We start from the raw sequence: 18,286 nt of genomic DNA on the forward strand, positions 1-18,286 counted from the left end.
GTGGGTCATCATATTTGCAGCCCATTTCCCGGCCTTCCGCCGCCGATACCCCTCTCAATTGGGCGCATCCCTGCCGATGCCAAAGTTGCTCTGCCATCAGGTTTGCAACCTTTTTGCTTTTGTACCCACGCTGCTTCAACCAGCCAATCAGCTGCCGACTGTGACCTGTTCATATGAGGCTTTTGAAGGGTTGGGCGGTCAGACGCACGGCGCAATGCTGAAAAGGAACCTGAATGTGCCGTCACCACATCGATCGCTGAGAACTGGCCTCGTAACGGGAACAACCAGAGAGAGATTTACGCATGTCGGTCAAGAACCACGTCGATAGCATGTCCAACTCTGACTTGCAGCAACTGCACGAAGGTCAACGCGATGCGTTGGCCCGGGATCGGGTCGAGGCCTATGTAAGCTTGCCAGATCTGGAAACAGCCATCGACACACCGTTGGTGGTCGATCTTGATGGCACCTTGCTACGCTCAGATTTGCTGGTTGAGACCACGTTTCGCCGGTTGGGACGCAATCCTGGTGCGATCGTTGGTATGCTTCAGTCGCTCGGTGATGGAAGAGCCGCATTGAAACACTTCCTGTGCGCGGGCGCTGATTGTGCACCTGAAACTCTGCCTTATGACAAGACGATCCTGTCGATGATCCGTCTTGCGCACCTTGCGGGCCGTTCCGTTTATCTGGCGTCGGGTTCGCACGAGGACATGGTAAAGGCAGTTGCAGATCATCTGGGTATTTTCTCAGGCTATTTTGCAACAACTTCGTCGGTGAACCTGTCTGGCAGGGCCAAGGCGGAACGCCTTGTGAAAGAGTTCGGAAGCAAGGGTTTCGACTACGTCGGCAACGGCGCTGCCGATTTGCCAGTCTGGGAACATGCGCGCCAGCCAATTGCCATTCGGACAACCCAACGTGTCGCGACGCGTCTGCGTGAAATGGCTCCGCATGCGCAGTTTGTTGAACACAATCGGTCGACATTGAGCGATTGGGCACGGCAATTCCGTGTCCATCAATATGCCAAGAACGCCCTTGTTTTTATGCCGATGATTGCAGCGCATGCGCTTAGTTTTGAAAACCTGTTTATCACGATGGTCGCGGCTGTGGCGTTCTGCCTTGCGGCGTCGGCCTGCTACATTCTGAATGATTTGGTTGACCTTCAAGACGACCGCGCACACCGGACCAAGAAGGATCGTCCGCTGGCGCGAGGCGACATTTCACTAATCCATGCAATGCTTGTTGTGCCGATCCTACTAGTCCTCGCAACGGTGACGGCGCTTTCACTGTCACCAGCATTTGCGTTGGTTCTGGCCATCTATTTTGCGATGACGACAGCATACTCCTTTTTCCTCAAGAAGATTCTGCTCGTCGACGTGCTGACGCTGGCAGGTCTTTACACCATCCGCCTGTTGGGGGGTGCAGTGGCAATAGGTGTGGTGCTGTCTTCCTGGCTGATGGTGTTTGCGCTTTCGATCTTCGTGTCGTTGGCGCTGATGAAGCGGTTCGTAGAGCTAACCGCCTGTGCAGATGCGGATCGAGCGTCGCCAGACAACCGGGACTATGAAAATGTGGACCTCGGAATGCTTGCGGCCCTGTCTGCAGCCGCTGGCTTTAATGCCGTGACTGTTCTTGCGCTTTATGTATCCGGCAGTTCTGTCACCAGACTCTACAGCAATCCCGAGATCCTCCTGCTAGCGTGTCCGATTATGACTTATTGGATCGGCCGGGCACTCATCCTGGCGCAGCGGCGGCAGATGCAGGATGATCCGGTCGTCTTCGCCATCAAGGACCCGATGAGCAGGCTAAGCGGCCTTGCGATGCTCGCGGTGTTCGTATCGGCAATCTGACGGGCAGGTCATGCTAAGATTTCTGTCAGAAGGTCACCCAATTGGGCGCTATGTGGCAACCGCAGTCCTGTCGGTGCTAGCGAACCTCCTTGCCCAAGAGATGACTGTGCGCGGCGTGCCGGATGCACACCTGATGGTGTCGATCGTTGTCGGAACGCTGGTCGGCTTTTTCATAAAGTATGTTGTCGACAAGACTTGGACGTTCCGCGAACGTTACACGACGCCCTTTGGTGAAGCGCAGCGCATCACCCTCTCCGGTCTGTTCAGCGTTTTAACAACTCTGATCTTCTGGGCATTCGAACTTGGGTTTCATGCCATCTGGCAGACGGATTTCGCCAAGTATCTTGGTGCGGTTCTTGGCCTCAGTATAGGGTACATTCTCAAGTTCTGGCTTGATCGGCGCCATGTCTTCAGGGAGAGCACCGTTTGAAAGACTTGAGCGGTTGGGGCCGATATCCCCGCGTGTCGGGACCGCTTAATGCGGCGTTTGACATCCGCCCGGCTGCCGAGGCGACTGCAGCCCTGCCGGGCGTAATTGCGCGCGGTCTTGGACGGTCGTACGGGGACGCTGCCATCGGGCGCAACAACACTCTTGATGCGACGGGGCTGAACCGGATGAAGGGGTTCGATCCTGACACGGGATTGTTGACAACCGAGGCGGGTGTGTCTTTGGCGGACATTATCGCGACCTTTCTGCCGCGCGGCTATTTTCCATGCTGTGTCCCCGGCACCCGCTTTGTCACGGTTGGGGGCATGATCGCGTCGGATGTGCATGGAAAGAACCAGCACAACCATGGCACCTTTGGCGATCACGTCGAATGGCTGATGCTGGCACTGCCAGATGACCGGGTTGTCCGTTGCAGTCGGGACGAAAACGCGGAGCTTTTCACCGCCACTATTGGCGGTATGGGACTGACTGGAACAATCCTATCCGCTGGGTTTCGTTTGAAGCAGGTAGAAACTGGCTGGATCCGCCAAAACACGCATGTCGCGCGCAATCTGAGCGAGGCAGTTGCCTTGCTGCGCCAGACCGCAAGCGCGACCTACACCGTGGCTTGGATTGATGTGCTGGCCCGCGGCGCCTCACTGGGGCGGTCACTGGTTCTGGAAGGGGAGCACGCTAGGAAAGACCAACTGCCGTGGGGGGATGTGCCATTTCCGCACGCACGGAATGGTCGGATCGGGGTTCCGACCGACATGCCCAGCTGGATGTTGAATGCGACGACGGTCAAGGCATTCAACGAGCTTTACTACAGGAACGGTGCTCGAAAGGCTGACCGGACGGTGCTCGTGCCTTGGGACGCCTACTTCTTTCCACTCGACGGTGTTGCAAACTGGAACCGTATCTACGGGCGGCGCGGCTTTGTGCAACATCAATGCGTCATCCCAGATGCCAAGGCTGAAAGTGTGGTGTCCGAGATACTCGAACGTATTTCTAGCCACGGCGCCGGTTCGTTTCTGGCTGTCCTCAAGCGTCTAGCGTCCGGCTCTGGGTTGATGTCCTTTCCGATGGAGGGCCTGACACTCGCCCTCGACATACCGCTGAGCGATAAACTGATGCCATTGCTGGCCGAGATTGATGCGCTGGTCGTGGAAGCGGGTGGGCGGATGTATCTGGCAAAGGATGCGACCCAGTCGTCGGAGACCTTTGTTGCAGGTTATCCGCAACTTGATCAGTTCCGACGACTTCGGAACGAGATTGGGGCAACAGGCCAGATGGCCTCGAAACTGTCTGAGAGGCTGGGAATATGAGCGATACCGATCAAGAGCCCTCGCAGAAAAGTCTGCTTTTGGTTGGCGGCACCTCTGACATCGGTCGGGCGGTGGCGGCGGCCTATGCCGCGATGGGCTGGAAGATCACGCTCGCTGCGCGTGACGTCGAAAGCGCAGAGCGCAACGCAGCCGATATCCGGACACGGACGGGGGCACACGAAGTCGCTGTACGCCCCCTCGATATCCTGGATGCGGCACGGTTTGAAACATTTCTGGATCGGCTTGATGCATTACCGGACACCGTGGTGTGTGTTGTCGGAATGTTGGGCGATCAGCAACGTGCGCAGGAGGATGCGGAATACGCGACACAAGTGATGCGCACCAATTTCGAAGGCCCCGCCCTGCTGCTTGAGATGGTGGCCGCGCGTTTCGCCGCGCGTGGGCGCGGGCTGATCGTTGGGGTCAGCTCGGTTGCCGGTGATCGGGGTCGGGCCTCGAACTATGTATATGGCGCGGGAAAGGCCGGGTTTTCCGCCTATCTCTCAGGGTTGCGCAACCGGCTCGCGGGCACAGATGTGCAGGTGGTTACCGTCAAACCAGGCTTCGTGCGCACAAGCATGACTGCAGGCATGGACCTTGCCGGCCCGCTGACTGCCGAACCGGATGCTGTTGCCGAGCGCATCGCTGGGCTTCAGACGCGGCCGGCCGACGTCATCTATGTGTTGCGTGTCTGGCGCCTGATCATGTTCATCATCCGGTCCATTCCTGAAACAATATTCAAGAAGCTGAAGCTCTGAGGTGTCACGAGTGAGCAATCTTTTTTCGCCTATCGCCATGGCGACATGGGCAACAACGGCGATCTGTGCGGCCCTTCTGGTTCTGCCTGGGGTGACCGCTACGTCCATGTACTTCAATGACATCCTGATTTTCCTGGACGGTGCCTATCGGGTGGTTCATGGCCAGGTGCCAAATCAGGATTTTCACACCGCTCTGGGGCCACTGAACTACTACCTGCCCGGCTTTGGATACTGGCTGACTGGGCAGCTTGGTATGGCGATGCCCTTGGGAATGGCGGCGCTGATGCTGGTGACTGCACCGATCATGGTCCATGTTTTGGGGACACGGATGCGCCCGTTGATTGGTGTGCCGCTCGCCATCTTTCTGATGCTGTTGCTCGCCACACCGATGAACACGGGCGAGATACCTGCAAAAATTTCGTTCGCAATGTTCTACAATCGCATCGGCTGGGCGCTGCTGGGCATTTTGCTGGTGATGCATCTGCAGCCTGAACGCCTCGTGCGATGGCAGGGGTGGTTGGATGCCGCCGCGGCGGCGACGCTGACGATGCTACTGGCCTACACCAAGATGACTTACGGGGTCGTTGCCTTTGGGTTCCTTATCCTGATGCTGCTGCAATATGGGCAACGCCGTTGGGCGGTCGGAGCAATTGCGCTGTGCGGGATCATCGGGCTTGTGGTCGAAGCGTTCTGGGGTGGCACATGGATGCATATTTCTGATCTGGTCGAAGCCACGAAAGTCAGCGGTGTCATCGAACCTTACATTTATGCGCGATCCTTCCTTCTTACTTCCGGTGAATACGTGGTTTTCGCCCTGATTGCGGGTTTAGCACTTTGGCAGCGGCCACGCGTAACAGATTTTCTGTTCTATGGGTTTTGCGGTGCGTCAGGTTTCGCGCTGCTCAACCAAAACTTTCAGATGATCGGGATTGTGAGCATGCTGGCGGGTGCCGCCGTCGCGGCAGAGATACTGTCACGTCATCAACAGACGGCCTCCCCAACGCTACAAACTGTTGTCCGCGGCGCGCCGTTTGTGGTCTTAATCCTGCTGCTACCAATAGCGCTCTCCTCCGCAGCCGCTGTCGGCGTTCACGCGACGGTTGCCGCTAAACGGGCGGGCGTCGCGCTTGAAACACCCAACGGCCAAGGCTTGCGGATCGTCAACATCCTCAACAAGGGGCAGTTCGAGTTTTACAGCGGCTACGGACAGACCTTGGAAAGCGGCAGCGCGTTGCTTGCCTCGCTTGATAGGTCGCCATCACGCGTGCTGGTCATGGACTTTGTCAGCCCTTTCGCTTCGCTTGCAGGATTGCCGCCGCAAGAAGGGGGCAATGCCTGGATGCATGACAACCGCAACTTCGATCTCGAGGTCCATCTTCCTGCTGAAGAGATGCTGGGTGGTGTGGAGGTCGTCATGATCCCCAAGCAGCCCGTCGCAGAAGGAACGACCGAGAAGATGCAGCAAATCTACGGTCCATACCTCGAGAAGCACTTTGAACTGACGAAGACGAGCGAAGCCTGGTTCCTTTACGAGCGTCGACCGGCGAACAAGACAGACATTAATCCTGTCGGTCCCCAAAACAGCTAGTCGGCTAGAGCACATCGCCAGAACGCATGACAGGGCTTACCCCTGTCCGAGTTCTACCCACGCATCCGTCAACCAGGTTTCAGTCAACGCGCGGTCCCTAAGTTGCAGATAAGCACGTAAACTTACGGGTTCCGGGCCGGTTTGTTCGAAATCGAAGGTCAGCCGCCAATGATCGGTTCCCACGACGGGGTACGCATCAATTGGTTCGAGGATACGACCATTCACAGCATCGATGACTGGTACAACACCACTATCGCGATTTAGCCCGTTCAAAGACGGCCCTTCGAAATCGATCACCATCTTGCCAACGCCCTCTGGCAGTGGGTCGCCGGGTACACCACCCTGACCCTGCCGCGTCGCTACGACCCAGGCAACAGCTTCCGGCAAGGGATCACGTGCGCGCCATTCGATCTCGTAGTCAAATTGGAAGGCAGCACCCTTGTCGGTTGCGCTGTCTGGCACCCAGTAAGAGACGACGTTGTCAAAAGTTTCGTCTTCCGTTGGGATCAGCACAAGTTGCACTTGTCCGGGTCCCCAATCTCCAATTGGCCTGACCCAGGCGGACGGGCGTCGATTATAAAAAACGCCATCGTCCTGATAGTTTTCAAACGTGCGGTCGCGTTGGATCAGTCCGAAGCCTGCAGGGTTTTCATCCATGAAGCTTGATGTCGTAACACTTGAAGGATTGCTCAGTGGTCGCCAAAGCCGTTCGCCGCTTCCGGCTGCCATGGCAAGGCCATCGCTATCATGAATTTCCGGACGCCAGTCCTCGCCCCCGGCGCGGTCGCGCTCTGAATACCAATACATGCTGGTGAGTGGTGCGACGCCCAACCGTTCAATCCCCTCGCGCAAGAAAAGATGCGCAGAAATGCGTGTCAAATGCCCACCATAGGCCGCGTTGCGGACAACGCCGAACCGGTAGACGCCCGTGATCGAGGGGCCGTCCAGCTCGGCCCAAATGGACAGCTCTTCGTCATCTTGTTCAGGTGGGCCAAGCCAGAATGCAGTGAACCGAGGGAACTCCTCCGGCGTATTCAACCCGGTGTTGATCGCGATGCCGCGCGTTGACAGCCCGTATTGTGCTTCGGGTCCATCTGTCCGGAAATACGACGCGCCCAGAAAGGATATCCAGTCGGGTTCAAGACCGGGCCGCATGACTCTGAAGCCTGCAAAACCAAAGCCTTCGGGGAGGTCGAGCGCGGGATTGTCCTCGGGCATCGAGAAAAAGTCGCGGATGAAAGGCACTTCGTGTGCTGTACCCGCTTCGTCCCGTATATAAATCCGAACCGGTTCAGGAAAGTAGCGGCCCGGGTGGAAGAGCTGAACAGGTGCCTTGTTTCTTCCGACGTAAAGCGTTGCGTCCTCTCGAAACTGGATCTGCCAATGGGCGCTGTAATTTACCTTCTCTATAAGCTCGGGCGCGGGGATGTGGGCTGGCTCAAACGGTTTGGTCGCAGCGTCGCGAGCTTTGTCGATCAGCTTTTCAAATGTCACAGGCTCTGTTGAACCTGCCGCGCCTGATTGTATCCCGTCCCAAAGGCTTAACGTCAGAAAGGCAGCTGATCCGCCAAGAACAGCACGACGCGAGGGCTGCGGGAACAGGGTGTGCAGCCTCCCCTGGCCATATGCCGCCGTTTGGGAAGATGAAGTATTGATCGATTTCATGCAAAAAGCCTCACCGCGTTAAGGTGTTTTGGTTCGGGTGATAAGTTGTTGTCCGTATGTATAGGCCTGCATGGGCCACCATCAATTTCCTGTGCCGGAACCGGCGCAACTTCGCCGAGTTTGCAAGGCGATGTGCGCTCATCCGCCTCTGCATGCGTCACGGCAGCAGAACCCATCAGGCTGTTCTGCAAAGAGGGGGCTGCGAGGTATCCTCTATTGCTCACCCCTGTGCTTAAGGCACAGTCAGGTTGATTTCCTGACAGAAACACTTGTGTTTGGACAATGACCATGATGTATGGACCCGCCAGCACAATGCGAGCCTGAAATTCTGCAAGACAGGACCGGCGCGCCCAGTGTTTCCCAGTTCAAAGATTTCCGTTGCCCTGCTGGGGCTATATTTGGCGCAGGCTGTGCCCCTTTACCTCGTGGCAGCCGCGTTGCCGCCAATCCTGCGCGCCAATGGCGTGGGGTTGGATGTGATCGGCGGTTTGGGAATTTTGCTGGCTCCGTGGGTTCTAAAGGTGCTCTGGGCCCCTTGGGTTGATCGGTACTGCCATGACCCGAAGGTCGGGCGAAAAGCGATCGTTGTGGGATGTCTGCTCGTGACGCTTGGCGGCATCCTGGCGCTGTCCATGTTTGATCCCGTCAAGGATGCGGCGATTTTCTTTCCAATCCTGATGGCAATGTCGCTGTCGTCGGCCACGCAGGATATCGCGTCAGATGGCTGGGCGGTGGAGCACCTTCCGCCGGATGACCAGCCTGGCGGCAACGCGCTACAAGGCGGGGCTGTTGCCCTTGGTGTGGTGGTCGGAGGATCGGGCACACTCATATTGTACGATCTGTTGGGTTGGTCGCAGACGTTGTGGGTCATGGCCGCGCTGACCTGTTTCTTGGTTCTGCCGTTCCTGAGGCTGCCCGAAGGGACAGGCCAACGGACCCTTCCCGCTGATCGGGGCCGGCCAGGGCTGTTGCGCTTCCTGAGCGTTGAAGGTGCATGGGCAATGCTTGCCTTTGCGCTGATCATCCGCCTGCCTGAAGGGCTGGTGAAAGCATTGGAACAGCCGTTCCTTGTCGATCAGGGTTTCACCTTGGCAGAGGTTGGCGCGATATCAGGTGGCTCGGCCGCCGCCGTCGGCCTGTTTGGCGCATTTGTCGCTGCGTGGTTGATCCGGCTTGGGGGTTTGCTGCCTTTTCTTATCCTCTTGATCTGCGGCCGCACCTTGGCATTTGGCGCTTTCTACGTTGCGGCCACAATGGGCATCACGCAGTGGATGCTCATCCTCTTGTCGGTCTGTGATACTGTCTTGCGTTACATTGAGATCGTGGGATTGTTCACCGCGTTCATGCGTTTTGCCTCGCTCAGGCAAGCCGCCACAGACTTCACATTGCTCACGAGTGCGACCCTGCTGATGTACATGATCGGTGGCATCGTCGCCGGCCAGTTGGCTGAGACGGTGGGATACGGACCCGTCTTCCTCTCTGCTGCGCTGTTGTCTGGGATCGCGGGCTGGATTGCGCTGCTTCTGCTGCCTGCCCGCGTCCGCACCATCCCCCTTACTACCGCTACGGAGACTTCTTGATGATCTTGACCCGCCTTTTCGCCGGTACCAGCGCCATTGCGCTCTTCATCGGTACTCCCCTGTTAGCACAGGAACAGGGAGAACCCGTCGAATTGGGCGAAATCGTGATTCAGGCAGTACGGACCGGCGCAACCGAAAGTTCAATTCCCGGCACTGTGCAAGTTGTCGATGGCGAACAAATCATTGAGCGGGTTCGCCGTGGGCAAACGCTCTCGGGTGCCCTATCAGACCTGGTGCCGGGTCTCGCACCTGCCAATGGTACCATTGGCGGGGCGAGCCAAACCTTGCGGGGTAGGACGACACAAATCCTGATCGACGGCGTGGCGCGGACGTCGGAATTGCGCGGTTTTGATCGGGAGCTTTCCGTTCTGGATCCGAACTCCATCGAACGAATAGAAATCATCAAAGGTTCAACCGCGCGTTTTGGCAATGGAGCCACCGGCGGTATCATCAACATCGTGACCAAAAAACCTGCGGAGGAACGACGGACAACTGTTGAAACCCGCCTGTCCGGGCAGAGCGAAGGCGGCAGCCTGGGCAACGAACTTTTCCTGTCGCACGATACGCGCGCGGGTGACTTAGGTCTAAGGTTCGAGCTTTCGCGCAGCGACACAGGCGCATCTTTCGATGGCGACGGCAACCGCATACCTTCGGACCCGCTGATCGGGCAGGGCGGTGGCAGTAACGTCGAGCGCTATTCTTTTGGTGTGGCTGCAAACTGGGCACGGGGACCGCACGAGCTGGACGTTCGGCTTGACACCTACCAGCTGGAACAAGAGATTGATTACTTCGCCGACTACGACAACAACCCCGCGCGCGTCTCAGACCGTCGTTACACTGGGGAACCGGTTGAGGATCGGGGCGTAAGTGCGAATGTCACCTATCGGTATGACAACACAGCCTGGGGTGATCTTGAAATCAACGCATATGCTACCGACATCGAACGCCGCTCAGCGCTATCCGAGCCGGGGCCGGCAAATCAGCTCTATTATTCTGTCAGCACCACCGATCTGACGCAGGACCCGCTATCCCAGGGCGAACTCTTCACAACAACCTACGGCATCTCTGCCACGCTGCGCACGCCGATGGAGTGGCTTGCGCCGGATGCAACACTCACATGGGGTATCGACCTTGGCCGGGATGAAGTCGAGCAGAAGACGCTTGATGGTCGGGACCTGCTTGCACCAATGAAGCAAGATAGTATCGCGATCTTTGCACAGGCCGACATTCCGATCGGACCACGACTGAATCTGAGCACCGGGCTCCGGGCCGAGCGTTTCTCGCTCGATATCTCTGACTTCAACCGACCCACCGGTGTGTTTTTGTTCGAAGTAGCCGAAGGATCCTTTGTCCCGGTTGTACTTGCGCCGGTCGATGTGATCGGCGGCGATTTCGATTATGACGCCGTGGTCGGCAATCTTGGGCTAGTGTACGAGCTGTCACCAACAACCTCGATTTACGGAGGGTTCAGCCAAGGCTTTTCCCTGCCGGATGTTGGTGCATTTACACGACGGGCCGGTACGTCAGGCGGGTCATCAACCGTTTCCTTTGCCGATATCCAACCGGAAGCACAGATCGTGGACACTTGGGAGTTGGGGGTGCGGTACGATACAGACCGATTATCTATCGATAGCTCTGTTTACTATTCGACCTCAGACGACGGTGTGACCTTCGATGCCTCGACAAGTGAGATCAGCCAGCAGAAAGAGGAGATATGGGGCGCGGAATTTAGTCTCGACTATGACATGCGCGACGATTGGAGCGTCGGCGCGCAACTTGCCTTTGTCGAAGGAAGGTTCGACAGTGACGATGATGGCGACGTCGATGCCTGGCTACCGAACAACCGCATTCCCTCCCCATTTACCGCCACGTTATACACCGATCGGTCCTTTGCGAACGGGCTGAACCTGTCTGGCGAAGTTGTCTTTTCTGCCGAGCGCGATCGCCCCGGACATCCGCAGCTTGAGGACATGTTCAGCGTCAACGTCGGTGGCTCTTATCCGGTTGGCGCCGGTCGTGTGACATTCGGGGTGACCAATCTGTTCGACCGCCAACAAGAAAACAGTGCGGCTAGCAGCGTGCGCTACAACGAACTGACCAACGATGCCGTACGCGTCGCGGATGAAGGGCGTCGGATATCGGTCGGCTACTCGGTGTCATTCTAATACGCTGCCCTACCGCACTCTGACTTGTAGAGCGCGGTAGGGTATACTGGATCATGCTGGAATGCGCACCGCATCCTCCGCTACCTCACCACCGGCCCAATCGACCAAACCGGCCGGTGAACGCCGCAGCGCATCAAAAAGCGGCCTGCCAGTAAAGTCTTCCAAGATCGCTGCACTTCGCCAAGCTGTCAGGCTCAGTTGCGGATCAACAATGCCATGTGATTGCCGCCCGTGGTTCAGCCCGTAGATTGGAGTTTCTTCTGGGCCATCCCATTGCACACGGTAACGGCCATCCAGTGTTAACGCGCCACCCAGCTCGGTGTCCAACCGGTCACGAATGGGGTCAAGACAGTGTGGTACGGCAGGTCGAAAGCCTGTGGCAAGTATCACGATATCTGCGTTCAATTCTTCAACGGCTTTCAATGGCGTTTCCGCGTTCAAACAAAAACCGCCGAAACGCTGCTTGATCCGCGTTACAGTTCGCCCCGGGCGAAGGGAAACAACATCGCAACCATCCACATATCTGTGGCGATACAGTTGGCGATAAATCTCGTCCGCCGTGGACGGCGTCAGCCCGTCGCTGCTGTACTTCTGCGCGGATACGGCGGCTTCTTTCGCAGCGTCTGTCAGGCCAAGAAACACATCATGGTAAGCAGGCGTGTAGATCTGATCGACAAGACCACCTTCTTGCAGGTGCCAGAACGCGCTGCGCCGACTCAGCCATGTCAACTCGGCTGGCATGGGGGCGGCGCGAAGCAGATCAAGCACAATTTCGGCACCTGTCTGACCTCCGCCAATTACGGCGACACGTTTGCCAGAGATGTCCAGGCTGCGCTCCAGGTATTCGACCCCATGGAAACAGTTTGGCCCAAGAGGTGCCTGCGGTGGCACATGGGGAACCGGACCAGTGCCGATCGACAATCCTCGGGCCTTTAACGTGTTTCCGGAGGCTGTGCGCAGAACAAAACGATGACCGTCATGCTCTACTTCTTGCACGGTTGCGCCAAACTGGCAGGTCTCAAGATTGCGCGCGACCCACGCCATATAGTCTGTAAACTCCTGCCGCGATACGGTTTCAAACCGGGCAGCCATGAAGTCGTAAAAACGGCCTTGCTGGACAAGGTAGTTCAGAAAGCTCAATGCACTGGTCGGCAGAACCGGTGTGACCATATCCTTGAGATAAGACGTCTGCATGGCACTATCGTCAAAGGCGAGGCCCGCATGCCAGGAGAACGTCGGCTTCTGGTCCAGAAATCGTGTCTTTAGACCGGGCACGTCGTGTGCAAGTGCCGCGAGACTGAGATTAAAGGGGCCGATACCGATGCCGGCAAGGTCCATGGATAAGGTATCAGATGTCATTTCAGGTCCTTTGTGTTGAGGGAGGAGCAAAGGCCAGTGCGGCACCGGAGAGTGCGACAATGGCAAAGGGCGCTGCCGGGGAAAGCGCCATCAGCGCTGATCCCAATGCCACCCCGCCGGCCAGTGCCGCGATCTGGATCGCGCCATTCCAACCGGTGACCTGAAGCTGGGCATAGTCCTTGCGGGTCATGATTTCAGATAGGTTGAGAATAAAGAGCAGCCCGGTTGAGCCGCCGATGACAAAACTGAGTAGAAGGAAAATGGTCAGCCGATCTGCTAACGGCACAAACGCTGCAGCCAGCACCAGAAGCAGACCCGCAAAGCGGGCACCGCGCTGGCCTACGTGCCGCGCAAGCAGGCGTAGCGACAGAAACAGACCAAGGTTTGCTGCGGCTAGGCAAAGCCCGGCATAGCTGGCTGCCCGCACGGGATTGGCATCCAGTTGATCAAGGATAAGAGGGGCCAGTCCGATCTGAGCCGCACCAACTGCAGATTGCGTCAGAACCGTCACCCGAAACGCTGTCAGCTTTGGCAGGCGAACACTGGTGCGTAGGCGAGGTGCGACTGTACCGCAGCTCATCACTAGGCTGATTGCCACTCCAATAGCAGCGGGCAAAAGCGGTACCAACGGTGAGATCAAAAGAAGAGGCCCGATGAGAGCCGCTGAAAAAATGCGCCCGACACTGCCCATGGACTGCACGATGCCCAATCCAGTGCGACCGTCTTTCTGGGCAGCACCTTGAGTTTGCGCGGCCATCATCAAGCCTGCCGCCGAAACGCCCTGTACTGATCTAATCAGGACCAACAGGGTAAAGGTAAAGGTTGTGCTCCAGCCATGCATATCGGTCCCAACCATGTAGAGCAGCGCAAGATTGGCGAGCAGAAGTCCGCCGAGACCGCCAAGCATGACTACCCGTCCACCCAGCAAACTGACAAAAGGTAACGCAACGCCCGCTGTGACCAAACCCATGGCCACCGCCAGCCCAATCTCACTTTCATGCAAGCCCAAGGCCAGCGCGAGAACCGGCACCATGCCGATCAACGCCGTCTGCTGGAATGCGTGACCGGCAAGAACCGGCCAGAAAATCGAGAGAGGTGACATGGCAACCTTGCGAATCCTGACAAAAACAGTCGGTAATACCTGCGAGACAGACAGTAAACGCGAATATTCCCGTTCGGCGAAAGGGCGCACATTATGACTCACTCCCAAATGGCTGGCGATCTTGCGGCGCTTGATGCCTTTCTCAATTCGGCTCTGCGCGAAGGTCAATTGGCCGAGGCACAGCTTGGTGAGGCCAGCCTGCGTTTTAAGGATCACGTGGGGCGGAGCATCACAGTCGAGGTCAGGCAAAAATCAAACCTACGTACACTCTTTGGGCCTGGGATCAGGCGTCATCGCACACAAGGCTGGGAGGACCTCAGCGTAGCGCAGCTCTTGACCTCCTTGGCAAAATCAGGAGGCGACACTTTCCGAACCCGCGTCATGGATAGCTTGGCAGGTCTTCGTCGCGCGCCGTTGATGAACGGAGACGCTGCTGCCTGGAATTTCCTTGCGGCCGAACAGGCGCTCAAAGCAGGTCATCCGTTCCACCCCAATCCGCGCAGCCGTGACGAGATGACTGCGGATGATGCCAAACGCTATGCACCGGAGCACGAGCAGACATTTCAATTGCACTGGTTTGCGGCTGACCCCGCTCTGGTCGCATCGAACACCGGTGCAGCGGAGTACTTACGGCTGTTGGCAGATGCCGATCTTGGCGCGACAGATCGTGGCAAGGTTCTTCTCCCTTGGCATCCTTGGCAGGCTGAGCGGCTTGCCAACCAGAAGGCCATACAGGACCTGATCGACAGCGGGGCGCTCGTCGATCTCGGTCGTGGCAAAGGTGCATGGGGCGCAACGTCATCGATGCGCTGCCTGCATGCTTGGCACGCGCCTTTCATGGTAAAAACGTCTTTGTCACTGCGTTTAACCAACTCGGTCCGACACTTGTCCCTGCGCGAAGTGGTGCGGGGTGTTCACATCTCTGACCTGCTCAAATCGGATCTTGGCGCACGGATCAATCGGGACTTTCCAACGCTGAACATTCTCGGGGAACCGGGCTATGCCGCATTGTGTGACGGGGCGGGCGCAGTACGCGACGACACAATCGTCGTCCTGCGTGACAACCCTTTTCGCGATGCTTCACAGCCGGGTCCAGTGATGCTAGCCGCTTTGTGCGAAGCAGCGCCCAATGGGCGGTCACCTCTTGGAAGACTGATACTTAGCCTTGGCCCGGATGCTGCACCCCGGTGGTTTGCCCGCTTTTTGGAGGTCGCCATCATACCACTCCTTGAGCTGCGCGCGCAATACGGGCTTCTGTTTGGCGCTCATCAGCAGAACCTGATGCTGGCCCTCGATGGGGGGTGGCCCAAGGCCGTTTGGATCCGGGATTGCCAAGGTACCGGTCATCTGGACAGCTTCCACGAGATGTTGACGCAACATTGCCCCGGTATCGGCGAAGGTGCCGAGAATGTCGTGAATGCCGGGCTCGGCGATGGTCTGGTCACGTATTACGTCGTGATCAACAGCGTTCTGAACACGCTTTCCACCCTCGTTCTGGATAGGTTGGCAGACGAGGATCAACTGACCGACCTGTTGCGCGATTTCCTGCGACGCGCCCGGGCACAAACCCCCGGAGATCCCACGCTTTACACCAAGCTTCTCGAACAACCGACCCTCACCTGCAAAGGAAATTTCGCAACCAGCCTCAGCGGCGTGAACGAAGCCGATGGCGACGCGCGCGGACAGGTCGCCAGTTTCCTTGACCTTCCCAACCCTTTATTGGAGCCCGTCCACGCATGACCCTCGATGCTGCAACGCTGACTGAAGCGGCCTTTCCATCCCCCAACGATCTTGAACCGTTCGCGCGGTGGGTCGAAGACCGCTTTGCTCAAGACGGCAAAGCGGCGCATATCGACCTGCCACCCGAGCTAACACACCTTGGCCTTGACGCCCGACTGCCCGGATATGTTGACACTAGGGGCGGAGCACGGCGCATTCATCGTTCCGGTTTTCTGCAATCACCCGAACCTTGGCTCAAGCATCCACAGACACGTTTCCAAAGCGCAGGATTGATTGAAGGCCCCGATGGTCGGAATCACCCCCTACGTCCTGCAAATCCGCAGGGCGTCGTTTACGAGCGGTTCTTTGTTGATGCGGGCATAACCGTCACTTTTCGCTCGGTAGGTATCGACCACGATCTTGATACCTTTCACCGTTGGCAGAATGACCCGCGCGTTGCTTATTTCTGGGAAGAAGATCGATCACGTGAAGAATTGCGCGGCTTTCTTGAAGACCGATTGTCTGACCCGCACAATTTCTCGGTGATCGGGGAATATAACGGCGTGCCCGTGGGGTATTTCGAGATTTACTGGGCGCGCGAAGACAGATTGGGCGCATACTACGATGCGGGTCTCTGGGATCGCGGCTGGCACGGTCTGATCGGTGAAGTCAGTGCACTTGGACGCGCCAAAACATCTGCCTGGATTCGTGCGCTGACCCATTACATCTTTCTTGATTGCCCAATGACAGATCTGGTCGTGGGCGAACCACGTGTCGATAATGCAAAGCTGCTTCGCTATGCGGACGCACTGGCGTATCGAAAGATCAAGGAATTTGATTTTCCACATAAACGATCTGCCCTGATGCATTGCGCCCGGGACGACTTTTTCAGCCGGGTGGCGCTATGACCAAGAGCCTGGATACAGCGCGCCGACGGCTGCTGGCCAAGATGATCAGTGAGTTGAGTTGGGAAGAGGTTCTGCACCCGGAAGAAGGCAATGCGTTCCAGCTTATACTGGCGTCGAACCGGGTCTATCGTTTTCAGGCGACGCGGCGCATTTGGGACAATCTGGATATCGAACCGGAGAGTTTGTCCGTTGATACTGGTGAAACTCCTTGCCCGCTGCGGTTTGTCGTTGATGCGCGTGAAGAGTTGGGCATGACCCCTGACACCGAAGCAATGTTTTTGCGTGAGCTGTCGAATACTCTGCGACAAGATATCGAGTTGAAGCGGCTTTTTGGCGGTTTGGATGCACAAGCCTTGATCGCTTTGCCGCCGCGCACTTTACATGCTGCCCTTGAGGGGCATCCGAAGGCAGTCGCGAACAAAGGGCGACTTGGTTGGGACACGGCGGACCTGGCCGCCTACGCGCCAGAATACAAGGAGCCAATGCAGCTTTTCTGGCTTGCGGCTGACCAAACACTGTTGCGCAGCGGCAAGTCCAGAAACATTAGCGAAAATGATCTGCTTGGTGACATCTTCGGAACCGATCAGAGAGATCCTCTCAGGCAAGAAGCACAGCAAGCGGGGGCAACGGATACGCATGTTTTACTGCCGGTTCATCCGTGGCAATGGCACAATCACCTTGAACAGTCCTTTGTGGTCGAGATCGCGCAACAAAGGTTGATACCGCTGGGTCAGCATGGTCCGGAATTCGTGGCGACACCCAGCCTGCGCACACTGACACCTGTCAACGGAGGCCCATATGAGGTCAAGCTGTCGCTGGGTATTCTCAATACGTCCGCATGGAGAGGCATGCCTGGGAAATACATCGAACATGGCGGAGCGCTGTCAGACTGGCTGACTGACATCGTTCGGGCCGATCCACTCCTGGCAGGCCGTGTCATCGTTCTGCGCGAAGCCTTGGGCCATTGGGCTGCTCACCCGACCCTGTCTGATTGCCCCGATGCCCCTTATCGCCATCATGAAATGCTTGGTGCCATCTGGCGCGAGAACGCGGATGCAAAGACCAGCCCCAACCAAAAGGCTGTATTGGCAGCCGCTCTGTTTCACCAAGGCGCGTGCGGCACACCATTGGCCCAAGCCTATGCCAATGCGGCTGGGCTCAGCATCGCGGTCTGGCTGGAAGCGCTTTTCAAAGTCACCGTGGTTCCGCTCTGGCACATGCTTTGCCGTTATGGCGTAGGCTTCATCGCTCACGGCCAGAACATTACGGTCATTCTGGAAAATCACATTCCGGTTGGCATGGCTCTCAAGGATTTTCAGGGCGATCTGGATCTTGTCGACCAAGATTTTCCGGAGATGGAAGGTTTGGACCCAGAGATACGCGCGCTGTTGCCGCGTAAGCCACCTGCTTACATCATCCACGATATTCAGACCGCCCATTTTGTGACCGTGCTGCGCTTTTTATCAATGACCTTGGCGCGCACTGGGCAAATTGAAGAAAGCCGTTTCTACGATATTTTGCGGGACGTCCTCTTGGACTATAAAATTTCGCATCTCGAACTTGCAGAGCGCCACAACATGTTTGATTTGTTTGAGCAAACGATGCCGAAGGTTTGCATCAACAAAGTGCGTCTTGCGATTGGCTACGGTGACAGTGGCGAACGTCCTTTGCCAGCGCGCGGTACCGATCTTGTGAATCCGCTTGCGAACAACGGACATTTACAAGGTGCCATCGATGGAGAGTTGCTGTCTGCAAGCCGTTAAGTCGCCGCGGAAACTGAGGCAGGGTCCTCCACTATCGAAGAACGCGTAATGCGTTGAGACGAAGGCGGTTTGACACGCTTTCG

The 18,286-nt window shown here is 57.2% G+C and carries 13 protein-coding genes; 10 read left to right on the forward strand and 3 right to left on the reverse strand.

The window, feature by feature from the left end; genetic code table 11:
- Positions 1–302 precede the first annotated feature (302 nt).
- The 5 genes from Q1A51_RS11930 to Q1A51_RS11950 are packed head-to-tail and all read left to right on the forward strand — an operon-like array spanning position 303 to position 5,942.
- Positions 303–1,844 (forward strand): UbiA family prenyltransferase, encoded by a 1,542-nt coding sequence (locus Q1A51_RS11930; protein ID WP_299604907.1) that lies wholly within the window; start codon positions 303–305, stop codon positions 1,842–1,844.
- A gap of 10 nt (positions 1,845–1,854) precedes the next feature.
- Positions 1,855–2,274 (forward strand): GtrA family protein, encoded by a 420-nt coding sequence (locus Q1A51_RS11935; RefSeq protein WP_299206218.1) that lies wholly within the window; start codon positions 1,855–1,857, stop codon positions 2,272–2,274.
- A 32-nt stretch (positions 2,275–2,306) separates the two neighbouring features.
- Complete coding sequence (locus Q1A51_RS11940; RefSeq protein ID WP_299604904.1) at positions 2,307–3,596, forward strand: FAD-binding oxidoreductase; 1,290 nt, start codon at positions 2,307–2,309, stop codon at positions 3,594–3,596.
- A complete protein-coding gene (locus tag Q1A51_RS11945) occupies positions 3,593–4,354 on the forward strand; it encodes an SDR family oxidoreductase (RefSeq protein WP_299604902.1) in 762 nt (253 codons plus the stop codon). Before Q1A51_RS11940 ends, Q1A51_RS11945 begins: the two co-directional genes overlap by 4 nt.
- Positions 4,355–4,364: 10 nt before the next feature.
- Entirely contained in the window at positions 4,365–5,942 is a 1,578-nt protein-coding gene (locus Q1A51_RS11950) for a hypothetical protein (protein WP_299671344.1), read from the forward strand.
- Positions 5,943–5,978: 36 nt separating this feature from the next.
- Here the strand turns inward: Q1A51_RS11950 and Q1A51_RS11955 are convergent, their stop codons facing one another.
- Positions 5,979–7,607 carry a glucan biosynthesis protein gene (locus tag Q1A51_RS11955; RefSeq protein WP_299605465.1) on the reverse strand — a complete coding sequence of 543 codons (1,629 nt, stop codon included), beginning with the start codon at positions 7,605–7,607 and terminating at the stop codon, positions 5,979–5,981.
- 353 nt (positions 7,608–7,960) lie between these two features.
- Between Q1A51_RS11955 and Q1A51_RS11960 the strand changes: the two genes are divergently transcribed.
- Positions 7,961–9,187 (forward strand): MFS transporter, encoded by a 1,227-nt coding sequence (locus tag Q1A51_RS11960; RefSeq protein WP_299605463.1) that lies wholly within the window; start codon positions 7,961–7,963, stop codon positions 9,185–9,187.
- Positions 9,187–11,352, forward strand: coding sequence for a TonB-dependent receptor (locus Q1A51_RS11965; protein ID WP_299605461.1), 2,166 nt, complete (start codon positions 9,187–9,189; stop codon positions 11,350–11,352). Before Q1A51_RS11960 ends, Q1A51_RS11965 begins: the two co-directional genes overlap by 1 nt.
- A 51-nt stretch (positions 11,353–11,403) precedes the next feature.
- On the opposite strand, the gene Q1A51_RS11970 is transcribed toward Q1A51_RS11965, so the two are convergent.
- Together Q1A51_RS11970 and Q1A51_RS11975 are read right to left on the reverse strand one after the other, a co-directional pair.
- Complete coding sequence (locus Q1A51_RS11970; RefSeq protein ID WP_299605459.1) at positions 11,404–12,711, reverse strand: SidA/IucD/PvdA family monooxygenase; 1,308 nt, start codon at positions 12,709–12,711, stop codon at positions 11,404–11,406.
- A gap of 1 nt (position 12,712) precedes the next feature.
- Positions 12,713–13,813, reverse strand: coding sequence for a hypothetical protein (locus Q1A51_RS11975; protein WP_299605457.1), 1,101 nt, complete (start codon positions 13,811–13,813; stop codon positions 12,713–12,715).
- Between the two features lie 93 nt (positions 13,814–13,906).
- Here Q1A51_RS11975 and Q1A51_RS11980 point away from each other — a divergent pair, with 93 nt between their 5' ends.
- The 3 genes from Q1A51_RS11980 to Q1A51_RS11990 are packed head-to-tail and all read left to right on the forward strand — an operon-like array spanning position 13,907 to position 18,203.
- Positions 13,907–15,553: an IucA/IucC family protein gene (locus Q1A51_RS11980; protein ID WP_299605455.1), complete on the forward strand. Its 1,647-nt coding sequence runs from the start codon at positions 13,907–13,909 to the stop codon at positions 15,551–15,553.
- Positions 15,550–16,440: a GNAT family N-acetyltransferase gene (locus tag Q1A51_RS11985; RefSeq protein WP_299605454.1), complete on the forward strand. Its 891-nt coding sequence runs from the start codon at positions 15,550–15,552 to the stop codon at positions 16,438–16,440. Before Q1A51_RS11980 ends, Q1A51_RS11985 begins: the two co-directional genes overlap by 4 nt.
- On the forward strand, positions 16,437–18,203 hold the full coding sequence (locus Q1A51_RS11990; protein ID WP_299605451.1) for an IucA/IucC family protein: 1,767 nt from the start codon (positions 16,437–16,439) through the stop codon (positions 18,201–18,203). The genes Q1A51_RS11985 and Q1A51_RS11990 overlap by 4 nt, the downstream gene beginning before the upstream one ends.
- Positions 18,204–18,286 lie beyond the last annotated feature (83 nt).

Source organism: uncultured Tateyamaria sp., from assembly GCF_947496075.1.
Classification (GTDB): Bacteria; Pseudomonadota; Alphaproteobacteria; order Rhodobacterales; family Rhodobacteraceae; genus Tateyamaria.